Source organism: Halomonas denitrificans (genome assembly GCF_003056305.1).
Taxonomy (GTDB): Bacteria; Pseudomonadota; Gammaproteobacteria; order Pseudomonadales; family Halomonadaceae; genus Halomonas; species Halomonas denitrificans.
Genome location: NZ_PYVX01000002.1, coordinates 41,845 through 59,044 on the forward strand (window position 1 = coordinate 41,845; position 17,200 = coordinate 59,044).

A 17,200-nucleotide genomic window follows, 5' to 3' on the forward strand; every position below is an offset into this window, starting at 1 on the left:
AAGGTCGGTTTGGGGCAAGCTTGGCGCCGGACCACTGCCCCGCGCCTCAAGGAAGATACCATGATGATCAAAATCTTACGCAACACCGCCCTGCTGGCCGCCGGCGCCCTGCTGCTCGCCGCCTGCCAGGGCGGGCCGGCGCCCCGCGTCGTCGACGAGCCCTCGGCTCGCCTCGAGGGGCCGGTGGTCGACCAGCGCTGGAACCTGCTGCTGGTGGGCACCAGCGAGCGCCTCGACATGCCGACGCGCCCCTACTTCGTGATCGACGGCGAGGGGCGGGTGAGCGGCAGCGACGGCTGCAACCGGCTGACCGGCCAGGCGGCGCTGGGCGACAACCAGCGCATCGCCTTCACCGAGCTCGCCACCACCCGGCGCGCCTGTCCCCGGGCCGAGGACGCGGCACGGGTAACCGGCATGCTGGAGAACGCCTACCGCTACCTGATCGATCACGACCGGCTGGTGTTCTTCGGTCCCGACCAGCGGGTGCTGGGGGGCTTCCTGCGCGTCGACTGAGCGCGTCGACTGAGCGCGTCGGCGGGGCGTGACGGAGCGGTGACGGGACGCCGCCTGCCACGGACCGGGCGCCCCATTATATTAGCCAAATGTCAGATTGTGGCTCGGGTCGGGCCTCCCTAGAGTGGGCGAGCTTTTTTTCCCACTCCGTCCTTCCCACAAGTGAGCCCATGACCGACTCCCACGACGACTATCGCCACCGCCGCCGGCCGCGCTCGGCCTTCGCCTCCCGGGCGGAGTACCTGGAGCACGAGCTGCAGAGCATGGCGCCCCGGCGCTGGCGACCTAACCTGCCCGGCCGGGACTACCGCTTCGAACTCGAGGACTGGGTGCCGGCCATGGCGGCCACCATCGGCAAGATCGTGATGGTCGCCGCCATCGTCGCGGCCTTCGCCGGCCAGCTCGGGCTCTCCGACGACTTCGTCATCGAGAACGTCCGCTACGAGATGCTGATCGCCGCGCTGCTGTTCGTGGTGCTGGTCTCGGGCTTCCTCAACCCGACCAGCAACCTGGCCGGCACCCACGGCCCGCTGATCCCGCTGGTGCCGCTGATCGTCGCCTCGGGCGGCCACCCCATGGCGCTGGGGCTGATGATCGGCGCCCTGGGCTTCCTGCTGGGCATCAGCAAGGGCGGCAGCCTGCTGGCCCGGCTGACCGGTAACGGGGTGTGCGGCGGCCTGCTGCTCTACCTCGGCTTCATCGGCATCAGCGGCCAGATCGAGAGCCTGTTCGCCTGGGCCGAGAGCTTCGACATGGCCCACCTGGCGTTCGTGGTGATCATCGCCACGATCCTCATGTACGCCTACCTGGAGCACGTCCAGATGCGCTGGCTGGCGATCCCGCTGGGCGCCCTGCTGGCCGGCGCGCTCTCCTTCGCGATGGGCGCGCCCTTCGAGTTCACTACCGAACCGGGCATCCCCACCCTCAACCCGCTCTACTGGTGGGGCGAGGACACCGGCTGGCAGCTCGGCCTGCCGTCGTTCCACCACTTCGTCGCCGTGGCGCCCTTCGCGGTGCTGGCGGTGGCCATGTGGTCGCCGGACTTCGTCGGCCACCGGGTCTTCCAGCAGCTCAACTACCCGCCGAAGACCGACCGGGTGGTGATGAACATGGACGACACCATGGTCACCGCCTCGGCCCGCCAGGTGGCCGGCAGTCTGCTGGGCGGTGGCAATATCAGCTCCTCCTGGGGCACCTACATCGTGCCGGCGGCGATCGCCCGGCGCCCGATCCCCGCCGGGGCGGTGCTGACCGGCCTGCTGTGCGTCGTCGCCGCCCTCTGGGGCTACCCGATGGACCTGGCGGTGTGGCAGCCGGTGCTCAGCGTGGCGCTGATGGTCGGGGTCTACGTGCCGCTGCTCGAGGCGGGCATGCAGATGACCCGCAAGGGCAAGACCACCCAGTCCGCGGCGGTGGTGATCTTCTCCTCGGCGCTGGTCAATCCGGTGTTCGGCTGGTCGCTGACGGTGCTGCTGGACAACCTGGGGCTGATCGGCTGCAAGGAGCGCGGCCGCGAGCTCGGCCACATGGGGCGCTGGATCATCCCCGGCGTGGTGTTCGCGGTCCTCTGCACGGTGATGGCGGGCATCGGGATGTTCCCGGGCGTGCCGGCGCTGTGGGAGAGCTTCCGCGGGCTCTAGGCCCTCGCGATGCGCAACAGAAGGGGCCGGGCGCCTGGCGCCCGGCCCCTTTGCCGTTCGGGATCACGACCCGCGGGTGATCAGAGCGCTTCGATCTTCTCGCGCTGCTCGACCAGCAGCCGGCGCGCGGCCTCGAAGTCGGCGAGCTTGGCGCGCTCCTTCTCGACCACCGCTTCCGGCGCCTTGGCGACGAAGCTCTCGTTGCCGAGCTTCTTCTCGATGCCGCCGATCAGCTTCTCCTGCTTGTCGATCTCCTTGGCCAGGCGCGCGAGCTCGGTGTCCTTGTCGATCAGGTCGGCCATCGGCACCAGCACCTCCATCTCGCCGACCAGCTGGGTCGCCGAGAGCGGCGCCTGCTCGGGGTCGTCGAGCCACTCGACGCGCTCGAGCTTGGCCAGCTTGGAGAGGAACAGGCGGTTGGCCGCCAGGCGCTCGGCGTCCTCCGGCCCGCCCTTGGTGAGCAGCGCCTCCAGCGGCTTGCCCGGGGCGATGTTCATCTCGGCGCGGATGTTGCGCACCGCCACGATCACGCCCTTGAGCCACTCGATGTCGCGGGTCGCCGCCTCGTCGACCAGCGCCTCGTCGGCCAGCGGCCAGGGCTGGTTCATGATCGAGTCGCCGTCCGCCGCGCGGGTGCCGGCGAGCGGCGCGACGCGCTGCCAGATCTCCTCGGAGATGAAGGGCATCATCGGGTGGGCGAGGCGCAGGATCGCCTCGAGCACGCGCACCAGGGTGCGGCGGGTGCCGCGCTTGGCGGCGTCACTGGCGGCCTCGTCCCACAGCACCGGCTTGGAGAGCTCCAGGTACCAGTCGCAGTACTCGTTCCAGACGAAGTCGTAGAGCGCCTGGGAAGCGTGGTCGAAGCGGAACTCCTCCATCGCCCGGGTCACCTGGGCCTGGGTCTGCTGCAGGCGCGAGACGATCCAGCGGTCGGCCAGCGACAACTCGACCTCGCCGCCGTCGATGCCGGTGTCCTGGCCCTCGGCGTTCATCAGCACGTAGCGCGAGGCGTTCCACAGCTTGTTGCAGAAGTTGCGGTAGCCGTCCAGGCGGCCCATGTCGAACTTGATATCGCGCCCGGTGGTGGCCTGGGAGAGGAAGGTGAAGCGCAGGGCGTCGGTGCCGTGGGGCTCGATGCCTTCGGGGAACTCGGCGCGGGTGGCCTTGGCGATCGCCTTGGCCTTCTGCGGCTGCATCATGTTGCCGGTGCGCTTCTCGACCAGGGTCTCCAGCGCGATGCCGTCGATCAGGTCGATGGGGTCGAGCACGTTGCCCTTGGACTTGGACATCTTCTGGCCCTGGCCGTCGCGCACCAGGCCGTGCACGTAGACCTGCTTGAAGGGCACCTCGCCGGTGAACTTGAGCGTCATCATGATCATCCGGGCGACCCAGAAGAAGATGATGTCGAAGCCGGTGACCAGCACGCTCGTCGGGTGGAAGGTGGCGAGCTCCTCGGTCTGCTCGGGCCAGCCCAGGGTGCCGAAGGTCCAGAGCCCGGAGCTGAACCAGGTGTCGAGCACGTCCTCGTCCTGGGTCAGTTCGAGATCGGCGGGCAGGCCGTGCTTCTCGCGGGCCTCGGCCTCGCTTCTCGCCACGTAGACGTTGCCCTCGGCGTCGTACCAGGCCGGGATGCGGTGGCCCCACCAGAGCTGGCGCGAGATGCACCAGTCCTGGAGGTCGCGCATCCAGGCGAAGTACATGTTCTCGTAGTTCTTCGGCACGAACTCGATGTCGCCGTTCTCCACCGCGGCGATGGCGGGCTTGGCGAGCTCCTCCACGGCGACGAACCACTGATCGGTGAGCAGCGGCTCGATGACATCGCCACTGCGGTCGCCGTAGGGCAGGGTGTTGCTGACCGTCTCCACCTGCTCGAGCAGGCCGGCGGCGTCCATGTCGGCGACGATGCGCTCGCGGGCCTCGAAGCGGCCGAGGCCGGCATAGGCGGCGGGCAGGCTCGGGTCGACGTCGGCGAGCGGGCGGCCCTGGAGATCGAACGCCTCGGCGGTCTCGCGCACCGCGGCGTCCTGGGTGAAGACGTTGATCAGCGGCAGGCCCTGACGCTTGCCGACCTCGTAGTCGTTGAAGTCGTGGGCCGGGGTGATCTTCACGCAGCCCGAGCCCTTCTCCATGTCGGCGTGCTCGTCGGCCACCACCGGGATGCGGCGCCCGACCAGCGGCAGTTCGACGAACTTGCCGACCAGCGAGGCGTAGCGCGGATCCTCGGGGTTGACCGCCACGGCGCTGTCGCCGAGCAGGGTCTCGGGGCGGGTGGTGGCGACCACCAGGTAGCCCTTGCCGTCGTCGGTGGTGACGCCGTCGGCCAGCGGGTAGCGGAAGTGCCAGAAGCTGCCCTGCTGGTCGCGGTTCTCGACCTCGAGATCGCTGATCGCGGTGTGCAGGGTGGGGTCCCAGTTGACCAGCCGCTTGCCGCGGTAGATGAGGTTCTCTTCATGCAGGCGCACGAAGACTTCCTGCACGGCCTTGTAGAAGCCGTCGTCCATGGTGAAGCGTTCGCGGCTCCAGTCGACGCTGGCCCCCATGCGGCGCAGCTGGCGAGTGATCTCGCCGCCGGATTCGTGCTTCCACTCCCAGATCTTGTCGGTGAAGGCCTCGCGCCCGAGGTCGTGGCGGCTCTTGCCCTCTTCCGCGGCGACCTTGCGCTCCACCAGCATCTGGGTGGCGATGCCGGCGTGGTCGGTGCCGACCTGCCACAGGGTGTTGCGCCCCTGCATCCGCCGCCAGCGGGTCAGGGTGTCCATGATGGTGTCCTGGAAGGCGTGGCCCATGTGCAGGCTGCCGGTGACGTTGGGCGGCGGGATCATGATGGAGAAGGGCTCGCCCTCTCCGGAGGGGGCGAAGCGGTTGTCGGCCTCCCAGCGCTCGTACCAGCGGGTTTCGATCTGCTCGGGTTGGTAGGTCTTGTCCATGGGGGCTTCCGGGTGTTCAGGGTGGCGTCGAGGCACGGCAGGCCGCGTCATGGCGGCGCCGCAGGGCGCGAAAAATGGGCCCGATTATAGCCTGCCCGGCGGGCCGGCGTCATGGGCGAGGGCCATGGCTGCCGGGACTCCGTCGACAGGTCTTCGAGCGGGGCCGGCCCTCCGGGGGCGCTGTGAACCCTTCCCTGGGCGCTACCGACGTCATCCCTGGCGTAGGACTCCCTCTGTGACCTGTCCCCGGCGTGCTATCTCTCAGGCTTGAGCGCGCAGGTGGTGCGGGGTGACCGGGTAGCCGCGCTTCTTGTAGGTCTGCCAGCACTCGCGCTTGGCGGTGAGCACGTCCTGGTGCTGGTTGATGATCTCGGCGACCCGCTCGAAGCGCGAGAACCACTCCGGGATGCCCGGATGCAGGTTGAGCAGCGCCTGGGCGCCCGGCTCCGGCGGGCCCTCCCAGCCGATGGTCACCGGCACCGTCGCCTCCTGGTCGCTGCCGAGCAGCGCATGGGGCAGGTAGGCGTCGGGGCGGAAGGTCCAGAGCCGGTCGTCGAGCTCGCGGGCCATGGCCTCGTCCTCGGCGTGCAGGTGCAGCCGATAGCCCTTGCGGTAGATCGTCTCGGTCAGCCGGCAGGCGAAGCCGAAGCGGGCCTCCAGGGTGGTGTCGGGGAGGATATAGAAATCGATGCGGGTCATGAGACTCCGTCTAAAACGGACTGCGCTCGGCCATACGGCGTTAAAAATCGGCTCAAGATACTCATTTAACAACCCGTAAACTCCGTTCTTTGACTCGCGACATCCCTGTCGCTCGCTTGGTGAGCAGCCGAGCTGCCCAAATCGGCTATCCTGCCGATTTGTCGCCGATTTTTGCCTTGTCTGGCCTTCGCTCGTCGGCGTTTTATCTCGGAGTCTTGGAAGGTAATGGAGCTATCTTGCCCCCGGCAAAGGCCGTCTTGCCGGGGGCCGGAAAGGGCTCAGGCGAGGCGGGTCAGCCAGCCGCGGGTGTCTTCGCTGCGGCCATACTGCAGGTCGAGCAGGCGGGTGCGCAGGCGCTTGGCCACCTCGTTGTCGCCCTCGGCGGCGAGCCGGATACTGCCCTCCTCGGTGACCAGCTCGCCGACCGGGGTGATCACCGCGGCGGTGCCGCAGGCGAAGACCTCGGTGATCTCGCCGGAGGCGGCGCCCTCGCGCCACTCGTCGATGCTGATCGGCCGCTCCTCCGGGGTCAGCCCCTCGTCGCCGGCCAGGGTCAGCACCGAGTCGCGGGTCACGCCCTCGAGGATGGTGTCGGTGAGGCGCGGGGTGACGATGCGGCCGTCCTTGAAGACGAAGAACAGGTTCATGCCTCCGAGCTCCTCGATCCACTTGTTCTCGGCGGCGTCGAGGAAGGCGACCTGGCTGCAGTCGTGGGCCGCGGCCTCCTTCTGGGCGGCCAGCGAGGCGGCGTAGTTGCCGCCGCACTTGGCGAAGCCGGTACCGCCCGCGGCGGCGCGCTTGTAGTGCGAGGAGAGCCAGATCGAGACCGGCTTCACGCCGCCCTGGAAGTAGGCTGCCGCCGGTGAGGCGATGACGTAGTAGTCGACCTCGTGGGAGGGGCGCACGCCGAGGAAGGTCTCGCTGGCGATCATGAAGGGGCGCAGGTAGAGGCTCGACTCGTCGGCCTCGCTGGCGGGGGTGGGCACCCACGCCTGATCCTGGGCCAGCAGCGCCTTCAGCGAGTCGACGAAGTCCTCGTCGGAGAGCTCCGGCAGCGCCAGGCGGCGCGCGCTGCGGCGGAAGCGCTCGGCGTTCTTCTCGGGGCGGAAGGTCCACACCGAGCCGTCGGCGTGGCGGTAGGCCTTGACCCCCTCGAAGATCTCCTGGCCGTAGTGCAGCACGGCGGCGGCGGGATCCAGGGTCAGCGGGCCGTAGGGGCGCACCTCGTGGCCGTGCCAGCCGGCGTCGAGGGTCCAGCGCACATGGGCCATGTGATCGGTGAAGTAGCGACCGAAGCCGGGGTTGGCCAGGATGTCGTCACGGATCTGTGGCGCGGTGGGCTGGGCGGTCGGCAGCACGGTAAAGCGTTCGATGGACACGGCAAGGGGTCTCCGCTTATGGCGGGGCGCCGTCGGGCGCCCTCGACACGAAAAAGGGAACCGGGCCGGCGAGGGCCCGGTGCATGAGAATCGTCATCCCACATGAAAAGGTCCGCGTGGGGAAAAGGCAACCCCGCCGGCGGCGATCAGTCGTCGGCGACCTCGACCTCGCTGTCGGCCTCGCGGTCCAGCAGGTACTGGGTCAGCAGGCCGACGGGACGTCCGCTGGCGCCCTTCTCCTTGCCCGAGGTCCAGGCGGTGCCGGCGATGTCCAGGTGCGCCCAGGGGAACTTGTCGGCGAAGCGCGAGAGGAAGCAGGCGGCGGTGATGGTGCCGGCCGGACGGCCGCCGATGTTCGCCAGGTCGGCGAAGTTGGAGGCGAGCTGCTCCTGGTACTCGTCCCACAGCGGCAGGTGCCAGGCGCGGTCCCAGGCGGTCTCACCGGCATCCAGGATATCCAGCGCCAGGTCGTCGTCGTTGGAGAGCAGGCCGGTGGCGTGATGCCCAAGGGCGATGATCGCCGCGCCGGTCAGGGTGGCGATGTCGACGACGCTGGCCGGCTCGAAGCGCTCGGCGTAGGTCAGGGCGTCGCACAGCACCAGGCGGCCCTCGGCGTCGGTGTTGAGCACCTCCACGGAGAGGCCCTTTAGGGTCTGGATGATGTCGCCGGGCTTGGTGGCGCGGCCGTCGGGCATGTTCTCGGCGGCGGCGACGATGGCCACCAGGTTGATCCGGGGCTTGATGGCGAGCACCGAGGTGACGGTGCCGAACACGCTGGCGGCGCCGCACATGTCGAACTTCATCTCGTCCATGGCCTCGCCGGGCTTGAGCGAGATGCCGCCGGTATCGAAGGTGATGCCCTTGCCGACCAGCACGTGGGGCGCCTCGTCGGGTTGCTCGGCGCCCTGGTACTTCATGACGATCAGCCGCGAGGGCTGCTCGCTGCCGCGGCCCACGGAGAGCAGGCTGTGGGCGCCCAGCTCTTCCAGCGCCGCCTCGTCGAGGATCTCGGCGGTCAGCGCGCCGCCGGACTCGGCGGCCAGCTGCTCGGCGCGTTCGGCCAGGTAGCTCGGCGTGCAGACGTTGCCGGGCAGGTTGCCCAGGGTGCGGGTGGTCGCCACGCCCTGGCCGATGGCGTCGCCGATGCGCGCGCCCTGGCGGGCCGCGTCGGCGTCGCCCTGCTCGCTGATCAGCAGGGTGACCTTCTCCAGGCGCGGCGCGGGCGCCTTCTCGGACTTGAAGTCGTCGAAGCGGTAGACGGCGCGATGGGCGGCCTCCGCCACCATGCGGGCCTTCCAGTCGCAGGCGCGGTCGGCGACCGGCACGTCGGCGAAGGCCACGGCGACGTCCTCGGCGGGCAGCGGCGCGATGGCGGTGAAGGCGGCGTCCACGGCCTTGCGGAAGGCGCCTTCATTGCACTTGGCGCGCTCGCCCAGTCCCACCAGCATCAGCCGGTCCGTGTTGAGCCCCGGGGCGAAGGGCACCATCAGGACATTGCCCAGTTTGGCCTCGAAATCGCCGCGCTCGATCAGCTGGCCGATCAGCCGTTCGCTGGCGTTGTCGAGCTTGGCGGCGGCGGGCAGCAGCTCACCGTCCTTGAATACCGGGACCACGAGACAGGCCGTCTCGACCTTGGCCGGATTGGCCGTCTGAACGGGGAATTCCATGGAGTCTCCACAAGACAAGCGAAGGGGGATTCTGGATAATGCCGGCACGTTGCCGAGTCATCCCAGTGTACCCAAGGCAAGGCGTCATTGCATGGAAGTTGGCCGGGCACCGGGGTGCCCGGCCGGGAGACAACGTTGATCATATTTCGCTACCTGACCCGTGAAATCCTGCTGACCATGTCCGCCGTGGCCGGCGTGCTGTTGCTGGTGATCATGGGCAGTCGCTTCATCCGCTACTTCTCCAATGCGGCGGAAGGCGAGATCCCGGTGAGCATCCTCGGCACCCTGATGCTCTTCCACCTGCCGGGCTTTCTCGAGCTGATCCTGCCGCTGGCCTTCTTCCTGGGGATCCTGCTCGCCTACGGCCAGCTCTACCTCAACAGCGAGATCACCGTGCTGGTGGCCTGCGGCACCAGCCCCCATCGCCTGCTGCAGGTCAGCCTGGTGCCGGCGACCCTGGTGGCGGTGCTGGTCGGGGTCTGCAGCCTGTGGCTGACCCCGGCCGGTGCCCTGCACAACGAGGTGATGCTCGAGGAGCAGCGCAGCCAGCTCGACTTCACGGCACTCGCGCCGGGCCGCTTCCAGGACTTCGGCGGCGGGCGCACGGCCTACACCGAGGGCTTCAACGACGACGGCACGCGGATGCAGGAGGTGTTCATCAGCGAGCGCCAGTCGCGCAGCGACGACACCCCCTCGACCGTGGTGACCCGGGCCGGTGCCGGTTACCAGACCGTCGATGAGGAGACCGGCAGCCGCTTTTTGGTCCTCGAGGACGGCGAGCGCTACAGCGTCGACCCCGGCCGCGCCCAGGCCGAGCGTCTCGAGTTCGGCACCTACGCCGTGCGCCTCTCCGGCGCCGCCCAGCGTCCCGAGCTCGACGCCCCCGAGTACGCCACCACCGCCGCGCTGTTCGGCGCCGAGGCCCTGCCGGCCCTGGCCCAGCTGCAGTGGCGCCTCGGCCTGCCGCTGATGGTCTTCATCCTGACCCTGCTGGCCATGCCGCTCTCGCGGGTCAATCCGCGCCAGGGGCGCTTCTCCAAGCTGCTGCCGGCGATCTTCCTCTACGTGGCCTACCTCAGCCTGCTGCTGGCGGCGCTGGACGCCATCGGCCGCGGCAGCTGGCCGGTGGCGATCGGCATGTGGCCGATCCACGGCGGCTTCCTGGCCATCGGCCTGGCCATGATGGTCAGGGCCCAGCACAAGGGAATGAGCGGATGATCACCGACCGTCTCGATCGCTATATCGCCCGCAACGTGCTGGGCGCCATCCTCGTGGTGCAGGTCGTGCTGCTGGGCCTGGACCTGGTGATCACCTACATCAACGACCTCGGCGACGTCGAGGGCAACTACGGCGCCTTCGAGGTGCTGCTCTACCTGCTGATGCGCCTGCCCTGGCGCTTCTACCAGTATGCGCCGGTGGGGGTGCTGATCGGCGCGCTGATTGGTCTCGGCAGCATGGCCTCGAGCAACGAGCTCACCGTGATGCGCGCCGCCGGCCGCTCCCTGGTGCGCATCCTCTGGGGGGTGATGAAGCCGATCATCCTGGTGATCCTGGTGGTGCTGACCATCGCCGAGTTCGTCAGCCCGCGCACCGAGCAGTTCGCCAGCGCCTGGCGCCTCGAGCAGATGCAGGGCGAGGGCGCGCTGCTCACCCAGCGGGGCGGCTGGCAGCGCGAGGGGGACGACATCTACCGCTTCGGCGCCATCCGCGCCGACGACACCGTGCTCGACCTGACCCGCTATCGCTTCGAGGGTCGCACCCTCGTCGAGGCGCTGCGCGCCCGCCGGGCGGTCTGGCAGGACGATCACTGGCAGCTCGAGCAGGTCGCCGTGACGCGCTTCGACGCCGGGCGCACCGAGGCCCGGCACCACGACACCCTGCCCTGGGAGACCGCCATGACCCCCGCGCAGCTCGACCGGCTGCTGCGCGACGTCGAGACCCAGGCGCCCAGCGAGCTGTGGCGCTATGCCCGCTACCTTGGCGAGCAGGGGCAGCAGGCGACCCAGCCGCTGCTCTATTTCTGGCAGAAGATGCTGATGCCGCTGACCATGGCCTCGCTGGTGCTGGTGGCGGCCTCCTTCGTGTTCGGTCCCCTGCGGACCGTGGCGGCCGGCACCCGCGTCTTCTACGGCGTGGTCACCGGCCTCACCTTCAAGTACCTCCAGGACCTGCTGGGGCCGGCGTCGACGGTGTTCGGCTTCTCGCCGGCCTGGGCGGTGCTGGCGCCGACCCTGCTGTGCGCCGGGGTGGGCCTGTATCTGTTGCGCCGTACCGGCTGAGACGAGGACCCCATGCAGCGACGTTTCGATCGACTCGACGAAGTCTGGCCGGCCGGCCTCGGCCGGCGGCTGGGCGCCATGCTCTACGACGGCCTGCTGGTGCTGGCGATCTGGATCGTCATCGCCGCGCTTCACCTGGCGGTGGTGCGGCTGGTGCTCGGCGTGCCGGCCGAGCAGGTCGGCGTGGGGGCCGCCCAGGTGCTCTCGCTGCGCCTGCTGATGGCGCTCGGTGCCTTCGTCTTCTTCGCCTTCTTCTGGACCCGGGGCGGCATGACGCTCGGCATGCAGGCCTGGCGGCTCAGGGTGCAGACCCGCGACGGCTGCTCGATCACCGCCCTCCAGGCGCTGCAGCGCTTCCTGGTGGCGACCATCTCGCTGGCCGCCTTCGGCCTCGGCTACCTGTGGATCCTCCTCGACGACGAGAAGCGCAGCTGGCCGGACATCGTCTCCAACACCCGGGTGGTGGTGCTGCCCAAGCGCCGCTAAGGCGGACGCACGGCCGGGCCGGAAAGGCTGACATCGATCAGTTTTTCACCACTCGGCGCTTGCGGTTACCCATGCGAATCATTTACATTTACTTCATGATCAGCGTGAGGTGATGACATGTACGTGTGTCTGTGCAAGAACGTGACCGACCATCGGATCCGCGGCGCCGTCGAGGAGGGCGCGCGCAGCTGGCGCGAGGTCCAGCAGCAGACCGGATGCGCGACCCAGTGCGGCAAGTGCGCCTGCACGGGCAAGGAGATCACCCGCGAGGCCATCAAGGCCGAGATGAACGCCGCCGTCGAGGGGCTCGCCTACGCCGTGTGACGGCAATCGTTATCGTTCGCCTTGAGTTTTGCAACTCTATGATTTCATTGAGTTATCTCTGACGATCTCTACACTGGGGTGTCACAGGCTGGTCAGGCTCCCGCGCCCATGCCAAGCTGGAAACGTACCGTGACAACCGTGATCGAGGTAATGAGATGAAAGGCGACAGCAAGGTCATCGAGCACCTGAATACCGCGCTCGGCAACGAGCTGGTGGCGATCAATCAGTACTTCCTGCATGCCAAGATGTACAAGGACTGGGGCCTGAAGGCGCTGGCCAAGTGGGAGTACGACGAGTCCATCGAGGAGATGAACCACGCCGACAAGCTGATCGAGCGCATCCTGTTCCTCGAGGGCATCCCCAACCTCCAGGACCTCGGCAAGCTCCACATCGGCGAGAACGTCCGCGAGATGCTCGAGTGCGACCTTAAGATCGAGCACGAGGGGCGCCAGGACTACATCGACGCGATCACCTACTGCGAGCAGGTCAAGGACTACGTCAGCCGCGACCTCTTCCGCGACATCCTCGCCGACGAGGAAGACCACATCGACCATATCGAGACCGAGCTTGGCCTGATCGACAAGGTCGGCATCGAGAACTACCTGCTCAAGCAGATGCAGGAAGCCGGCGACGAGTAACGCCCGCACGCCGACGAGCGGCCGTCGCTCGCGTTGCCGGAATCCCAAGCGCCCCGTGGCCCGTCGCCACGGGGCGCTTTGTCATGGTGGGGCGGGGTGTGCGTCGTGCCGGCGACGCCTCAGGGAAAGGCCTTCTCCAGGGCGAAGCGCGGCACCGGCTCGCCCTGCACCTCGACCGTCTCGAGGAACATCTCCAGCGGGCGCGTCCAGAGCCCGTAGTCGCCGTAGAGCGCGCGGTAGACCACCAGCGGCTCCTCGGTCTCGCTGTGCCGGGCGACGCCGAGCACCTCGTAGAGCGGACCCTTGTAGTGGCGGTAGATGCCGCGGGGGGCCTTGTGGTCCATGACAGCGGTTCCTCTGTGGACGGTGGGGAGTGTGAACGTGGGCGTCAGGGCGCGGCGGCGGCCTGTTTCGCCAGCCGGGCCAGCACCCGGGAGGCGGCGGTGAAGCCGAAGCTGCCGGTGACGAAGGTGGCCGCGCCGAAGCCCGAGGCGCAGTCGAGCCGGGTCGCCTCGCCGTCGCCGGGCTTCTGCAGGCAGACCTCGCCGTCGCTGCCCGGGTAGACCAGCTGCTCGTCGGAGTAGACGCACTCCACCGAGAAGCGCCGCTTGGGGTTGCGCGAGAAGCCGAAGTCGCGGCGCAGGCGGGCGCGCACCTTGGCCAGCAGCGGGTCGTGCTCGGTGCGGGTCAGGTCGGCCACGCGGATGCGGGTCGGGTCGGTCTGGCCCCCGGCGGCGCCGGTCACCACGATCGGCAGCTTGCGGCGCTTGCACCAGGCGATCAGCGCCGCCTTGGCGACCACGCTGTCGATGGCGTCGACCAGCTGGTCGGCATCCTCGGGGATGCGCTGGGCCAGGTTGGCGGGGGTGACGAAGGCGCTGTCGGCCACCACCTCGATGCCCGGCTGGATGGCGCGGCAGCGCTCGGCCAGCACCTCCACCTTGGGACGGCCGATGGTGCCGTCCAGGGCGTGCAGCTGGCGATTGACGTTGGAGACGCAGACGTCGTCCAGGTCGATCAGCGTCAGCCTGCCGATCCCCGAGCGGGCGAGCGCCTCCACCGTCCAGCTGCCCACGCCGCCGACTCCCACCACCACCACGTGGGCGGTGCGGAAGCGCTCGGCGGCGCGGCGGCCGTAGAGCCGGCGAATGCCGCCGAAGCGGGCCTCGAAGTCGTCGGGCGCGGAAGAGGGCGAAGCGAGCGGGGCGAAATCGGTCATGGCATCACGCTTGGGAGTGGCGGCGGGGCGGGGTCGGCAGATGGCCGGTCCAGCCGAACCGTTCGAAGAGGGTGGTCATGGTGGCGTCGAGCGGGCAGTGCAGCTCCAGGCGCTCGCCGCTGACCGGATGGTCGAGGGTCAGGCACACGGCGGCCAGCAGCAGCCGGGGGCAGGCCAGTTGCTCGGCGAAGAAGCGGTTGTGGTTGCCCTTGCCGTGCTTGGCGTCGCCGATGATCGGGTAGCCGCGCCGCGAGAGGTGGCGGCGGATCTGGTGGCGACGGCCGGTGAGGGGGCGCGCCTCCATCAGCGAGTAGCGGCTCTGGGGGTAGCGATCGACCCGCACCGGCAGCTCCACGCTGTCGAGCCGACGCACCTCGGTCGATGCCTCCATGGCGGGCATCTCCGCCTTGGGGCGGCGGCCGTCCTCCTCGCGCAGCGGATAGTCCAGGCGCTCCTGCGCCGGGCCGATGCCGCGCACCACCGCCAGGTAGCGCTTGGTCACCCGGCGCTCGGTGAAGGCCGCCTGGAGCGACGCCGCGATCTCGGGCGCGAGGGCGAAGACGATCACCCCGGAGGTGGGGCGATCCAGGCGATGCACCGGGTAGACCCGACGCCCCAGCTGGTCTCGCAGGCGCTGTAGCAGGAACTCGCGCTCGCCGCGGGCGAGCGCGCTGCGGTGCACCAGCAGGCCGGCCGGCTTGTGCACGGCGACCAGGTGGTCGTCCTGATGGAGAAGGCTGAGCGGTGGCGTCATCGAAGCGTCGGGGCCGGAAACCAGGGGGGCGCCATTGTCGCCCCCCTGGGGCCGCGCTGTCATCCCGGCCGTGACCGCTCAGGCCGCGCGCCCGGGACTCCCGCCCGTATCGGGGGCGGGAGAGAGGCGAGCCTAGAGGTGGGCCAGCACGGTCTCGGCGCTGCTTTCCTCGACGCCCTTGGCGTCGACGCCGAGGTATTCCACCACGCCGTCATTGGCGATCAGGGCGAAGCGCTTGCAGCGCAGGCCCATGCCGCCGCCGGAGGCGTCGAGCTCCATGCCCAGGGCGCGGGTGAACTCGGCGTTGCCATCGGCCAGCATGGTGATGGCCTGGGCGTTCTGGTCCTTCTGCCAGGCCCCCATCACGAAAGCATCGTTCACCGAAAGGCAGGCGATGGCGTCCACGCCCTTGGCGGCGATCTTGTCGGCATTGACCACGAAGCCCGGCATGTGGGTGTTGGAGCAGCCCGGCGTGAAGGCGCCGGGCACGGCGAAGAGCACCACCCGCCGGCCGGCGAAGAAGTCTCCGGTGGCGAGGTCCTCGGGGCCGTCGGGGCCGTTGGTCTTGAGGGTGATGTCGGGAATCTTGTCGCCCTTGGCAATCGTCATGGGGTGCTTCCTTGTCGTGAGGGTCGGTGGTTAAGGTCGATCGTGAAGGTCGAGGGTCGGGCGCGTCGCGCGACGCGCGCCTCGGGTCTGCCACGACAGTGTGGCGGGACGGCCGGCGGTTCGCCAAGGGGGAGGCCGCTCTTTCTCGCCATGCGCGCCGGCCACAATATCTCTGGCGGTGCGCGCGGCGGGCTCCACCATGGTCGGCTCGCCTCGGGCGGCACGATTCGTCATGCTGGAGGCGATCGCCGTCCGGAGTCCGACCATGTCGCATTCGCCCGCCTATCGCCTTGCCGCCACCGTGCTGCACGGCTTCGACGAATACCGCTCGCGCTTCAAGCAGATCACCGACGACGCCAGCCGACGCTTTCGCGACGCGGCCTGGCGCGAGGCGCAGCAGGCCTCGGCGGAGCGCATCGACCTCTACGACGAGAAGGTCCAGGACACCCTGGTGCGCCTCAGGCGCACCCTCGACGACGAGCAGCTCACCAACTGCGAGTGCTGGCAGGAGGCCCGCGGGCACTATGCCGAGCTGATCGACCAGCGGCTCGACTACGAGCTCGCCGAGACCTACTTCAACTCGATGTTCTGCTCGCTGTTCCACCATCGCCACATCCGCAACGACTGGATGTTCGTCTACAGCTCCCGTGAGCGGGCGGCGCACCACTCCGGCCTGGAGCTGTGTCGCGTGCGGCGTGTCGGCGGCGACTGGGCGGCGGGGCTTCGCTGGGCGCTCGGCGAGGCGCGCTTCGAGACACCCTTCGTCGATCTGGCCCGGGACGTCGAGCTCGGCAGCGAGGTGCTGCGCCGCCTGCTGCCCTCGGCGATCCTCGAGGATCCCGAGGCCGAGATCGAGCTGATCAAGAGCGTCTTCTATCGCAACAAGGGCGCCTACCTGGTGGGACGGGTGCTGGGTGGCGGCGAGCAGGTGCCGCTGGTGCTGCCGGTGCTCCACCGCGAGGGCGAGGGGCTGCACCTGGATACGCTGCTGATCGAGCCCGAGGAGGTCTCGATCATCTTCTCCTTCACCCGCGCCTACTTCCAGGTCAAGGTGGTGGTGCCCAGCGAGTTCGTGCACTACCTCCAGGAGCTGATGCCCGACAAGCCCCAGGGCGAGCTGTATGCCGCCATCGGCTTCTACAAGCACGGCAAGACCGAGTTCTTCCGCGCCCTCAACCACCAGGTGGCCCGGCGCGAGGACCAGTTCGTCATCGCCCCGGGGGTGCGCGGCATGGTCATGGCGGTGTTCGTGCTGCCCGCGTTTCGCACCGTGTTCAAGATCATCAAGGACCGTTTCGACCCGAGCAAGGAGATGACCGCCGAGAACGTCCGCGACAAGTATCGCCTGGTCAAGCGCCACGACCGGGTGGGGCGCATGGCCGATACCCAGGAGTTCTCCAACTTCATCGCCCGCCAGGACCATTTCGCCCCCGAGTGCCTGGCGCACCTCCTGGAGGTGGCGCCCTCCACGGTCTATCTGCGTGGCGACAAGGTGATCATCAAGCACTGCTATACCGAGCGCATGATGACGCCGCTCAACCTCTATCTCGAGACCTGCGACGAGACCGAGACCCGGACGGTGCTCAAGGACTATGGCAACGCCATCAAGCAGATGGCCGCCGCCAACATCTTCCCCGGCGACATGCTGCTGAAGAACTTCGGGGTGACCCGCCACGGGCGGGTGATCTTCTACGACTACGACGAGATCTGCTACCTCACCGAGTGCCGCTTCCGGCATATTCCCGAGCCCCTCTACCCCGAGCAGGAGCTGGCCGATGAGCCCTGGTACTCGGTGGGGCCCAACGATGTCTTCCCCGAGGAGTTCGGTCCCTTCCTGTTCGCCGACGTGCGCCTGCGCAAGCTCTTCTACCAGCTGCACCCGGAGCTGTTCGATGCCGACTACTGGAAGGGGCTGCAGCAGGCCATCCTCGACGGCCGCGTGATCGACGTCTTCCCTTATCGCAACAAGCGCCGCTTCGCCGGCGACGATGGCAACGGCCTGACCTACTAGCCGGCCCCGCCGGGCCGAGGCGCGCTATGCTGAAGGCAACCGAGCCTGCCTCGCC

16 protein-coding genes are annotated in these 17,200 nt (G+C 68.8%); 8 read left to right on the forward strand and 8 right to left on the reverse strand.

Annotated elements, in window-relative coordinates; genetic code table 11:
* Window positions 1–60 precede the first annotated feature (60 nt).
* Together C9F13_RS06340 and C9F13_RS06345 are read left to right on the forward strand one after the other, a co-directional pair.
* The gene (locus C9F13_RS06340; protein WP_108445401.1) at window positions 61–513 is read left to right on the forward strand and encodes an META domain-containing protein; all 453 of its coding nucleotides are present in this window, start codon (window positions 61–63) and stop codon (window positions 511–513) included.
* A gap of 170 nt (window positions 514–683) precedes the next feature.
* Complete coding sequence (locus C9F13_RS06345; protein ID WP_108445402.1) at window positions 684–2,153, forward strand: DUF3360 family protein; 1,470 nt, start codon at window positions 684–686, stop codon at window positions 2,151–2,153.
* A gap of 80 nt (window positions 2,154–2,233) precedes the next feature.
* Here C9F13_RS06345 and C9F13_RS06350 read toward each other — a convergent pair whose 3' ends face one another.
* The 4 genes from C9F13_RS06350 to C9F13_RS06365 form a co-directional block, all read right to left on the reverse strand.
* Window positions 2,234–5,080: a valine--tRNA ligase gene (locus C9F13_RS06350; protein WP_108445403.1), complete on the reverse strand. Its 2,847-nt coding sequence runs from the start codon at window positions 5,078–5,080 to the stop codon at window positions 2,234–2,236.
* A gap of 261 nt (window positions 5,081–5,341) precedes the next feature.
* Window positions 5,342–5,779 carry a DNA polymerase III subunit chi gene (locus C9F13_RS06355; RefSeq protein ID WP_108445404.1) on the reverse strand — a complete coding sequence of 146 codons (438 nt, stop codon included), beginning with the start codon at window positions 5,777–5,779 and terminating at the stop codon, window positions 5,342–5,344.
* Between the two features lie 278 nt (window positions 5,780–6,057).
* Window positions 6,058–7,158, reverse strand: a complete 1,101-nt coding sequence (locus C9F13_RS06360; RefSeq protein ID WP_108445405.1) for a branched-chain amino acid aminotransferase — start codon at window positions 7,156–7,158, stop codon at window positions 6,058–6,060.
* Between the two features lie 146 nt (window positions 7,159–7,304).
* Window positions 7,305–8,825 carry a leucyl aminopeptidase gene (locus tag C9F13_RS06365; RefSeq protein ID WP_108445406.1) on the reverse strand — a complete coding sequence of 507 codons (1,521 nt, stop codon included), beginning with the start codon at window positions 8,823–8,825 and terminating at the stop codon, window positions 7,305–7,307.
* Window positions 8,826–8,960: 135 nt separating this feature from the next.
* Here C9F13_RS06365 and lptF point away from each other — a divergent pair, with 135 nt between their 5' ends.
* The 5 genes from lptF (at window position 8,961) to bfr (ending at window position 12,552) form a co-directional block, all read left to right on the forward strand.
* Window positions 8,961–10,043: an LPS export ABC transporter permease LptF gene (gene lptF / locus C9F13_RS06370; protein ID WP_108445407.1), complete on the forward strand. Its 1,083-nt coding sequence runs from the start codon at window positions 8,961–8,963 to the stop codon at window positions 10,041–10,043.
* Window positions 10,040–11,104 carry an LPS export ABC transporter permease LptG gene (lptG, locus tag C9F13_RS06375; protein ID WP_108445408.1) on the forward strand — a complete coding sequence of 355 codons (1,065 nt, stop codon included), beginning with the start codon at window positions 10,040–10,042 and terminating at the stop codon, window positions 11,102–11,104. The genes lptF and lptG overlap by 4 nt, the downstream gene beginning before the upstream one ends.
* Window positions 11,105–11,116: 12 nt before the next feature.
* Window positions 11,117–11,590, forward strand: a complete 474-nt coding sequence (locus C9F13_RS06380; protein ID WP_108445409.1) for an RDD family protein — start codon at window positions 11,117–11,119, stop codon at window positions 11,588–11,590.
* A 117-nt stretch (window positions 11,591–11,707) separates the two neighbouring features.
* Window positions 11,708–11,914 carry a (2Fe-2S)-binding protein gene (locus tag C9F13_RS06385; protein WP_108445410.1) on the forward strand — a complete coding sequence of 69 codons (207 nt, stop codon included), beginning with the start codon at window positions 11,708–11,710 and terminating at the stop codon, window positions 11,912–11,914.
* A gap of 155 nt (window positions 11,915–12,069) precedes the next feature.
* The gene (gene bfr / locus C9F13_RS06390) at window positions 12,070–12,552 is read left to right on the forward strand and encodes a bacterioferritin (protein ID WP_108445411.1); all 483 of its coding nucleotides are present in this window, start codon (window positions 12,070–12,072) and stop codon (window positions 12,550–12,552) included.
* Between the two features lie 119 nt (window positions 12,553–12,671).
* Here bfr and C9F13_RS06395 read toward each other — a convergent pair whose 3' ends face one another.
* From C9F13_RS06395 to C9F13_RS06410, 4 genes are all read right to left on the reverse strand, one after another.
* On the reverse strand, window positions 12,672–12,896 hold the full coding sequence (locus C9F13_RS06395) for a DUF1653 domain-containing protein (RefSeq protein WP_108445412.1): 225 nt from the start codon (window positions 12,894–12,896) through the stop codon (window positions 12,672–12,674).
* A 44-nt stretch (window positions 12,897–12,940) separates the two neighbouring features.
* Window positions 12,941–13,771 (reverse strand): tRNA cyclic N6-threonylcarbamoyladenosine(37) synthase TcdA, encoded by an 831-nt coding sequence (gene tcdA / locus C9F13_RS06400; protein ID WP_108445413.1) that lies wholly within the window; start codon window positions 13,769–13,771, stop codon window positions 12,941–12,943.
* A gap of 4 nt (window positions 13,772–13,775) precedes the next feature.
* Window positions 13,776–14,525, reverse strand: coding sequence for a pseudouridine synthase (locus C9F13_RS06405; protein ID WP_108445414.1), 750 nt, complete (start codon window positions 14,523–14,525; stop codon window positions 13,776–13,778).
* Between the two features lie 132 nt (window positions 14,526–14,657).
* The gene (locus tag C9F13_RS06410; protein ID WP_108445415.1) at window positions 14,658–15,134 is read right to left on the reverse strand and encodes a peroxiredoxin; all 477 of its coding nucleotides are present in this window, start codon (window positions 15,132–15,134) and stop codon (window positions 14,658–14,660) included.
* Between the two features lie 265 nt (window positions 15,135–15,399).
* Between C9F13_RS06410 and aceK the strand changes: the two genes are divergently transcribed.
* Window positions 15,400–17,145, forward strand: a complete 1,746-nt coding sequence (aceK, locus tag C9F13_RS06415) for a bifunctional isocitrate dehydrogenase kinase/phosphatase (RefSeq protein WP_108445958.1) — start codon at window positions 15,400–15,402, stop codon at window positions 17,143–17,145.
* Window positions 17,146–17,200 lie beyond the last annotated feature (55 nt).

Excerpts from the sequence above, each read along its gene's own strand:
- C9F13_RS06350 (WP_108445403.1), bottom strand. The coding sequence starts at position 5,080 with ATGGACAAGACCTACCAACCCGAGCAGATCGAAACCCGCTGGTACGAG.
- C9F13_RS06345 (WP_108445402.1), top strand. The coding sequence starts at position 684 with ATGACCGACTCCCACGACGACTATCGCCACCGCCGCCGGCCGCGCTCG.
- C9F13_RS06385 (WP_108445410.1), top strand. The coding sequence starts at position 11,708 with ATGTACGTGTGTCTGTGCAAGAACGTGACCGACCATCGGATCCGCGGC.
- C9F13_RS06355 (WP_108445404.1), bottom strand. The coding sequence starts at position 5,779 with ATGACCCGCATCGATTTCTATATCCTCCCCGACACCACCCTGGAGGCC.
- C9F13_RS06395 (WP_108445412.1), bottom strand. The coding sequence starts at position 12,896 with ATGGACCACAAGGCCCCCCGCGGCATCTACCGCCACTACAAGGGTCCG.
- tcdA (WP_108445413.1), bottom strand. The coding sequence starts at position 13,771 with ATGACCGATTTCGCCCCGCTCGCTTCGCCCTCTTCCGCGCCCGACGAC.
- C9F13_RS06340 (WP_108445401.1), top strand. The coding sequence starts at position 61 with ATGATGATCAAAATCTTACGCAACACCGCCCTGCTGGCCGCCGGCGCC.
- C9F13_RS06365 (WP_108445406.1), bottom strand. The coding sequence starts at position 8,825 with ATGGAATTCCCCGTTCAGACGGCCAATCCGGCCAAGGTCGAGACGGCC.
- aceK (WP_108445958.1), top strand. The coding sequence starts at position 15,400 with ATGTCGCATTCGCCCGCCTATCGCCTTGCCGCCACCGTGCTGCACGGC.
- bfr (WP_108445411.1), top strand. The coding sequence starts at position 12,070 with ATGAAAGGCGACAGCAAGGTCATCGAGCACCTGAATACCGCGCTCGGC.
- C9F13_RS06405 (WP_108445414.1), bottom strand. The coding sequence starts at position 14,525 with ATGACGCCACCGCTCAGCCTTCTCCATCAGGACGACCACCTGGTCGCC.
- C9F13_RS06380 (WP_108445409.1), top strand. The coding sequence starts at position 11,117 with ATGCAGCGACGTTTCGATCGACTCGACGAAGTCTGGCCGGCCGGCCTC.
- lptG (WP_108445408.1), top strand. The coding sequence starts at position 10,040 with ATGATCACCGACCGTCTCGATCGCTATATCGCCCGCAACGTGCTGGGC.
- C9F13_RS06410 (WP_108445415.1), bottom strand. The coding sequence starts at position 15,134 with ATGACGATTGCCAAGGGCGACAAGATTCCCGACATCACCCTCAAGACC.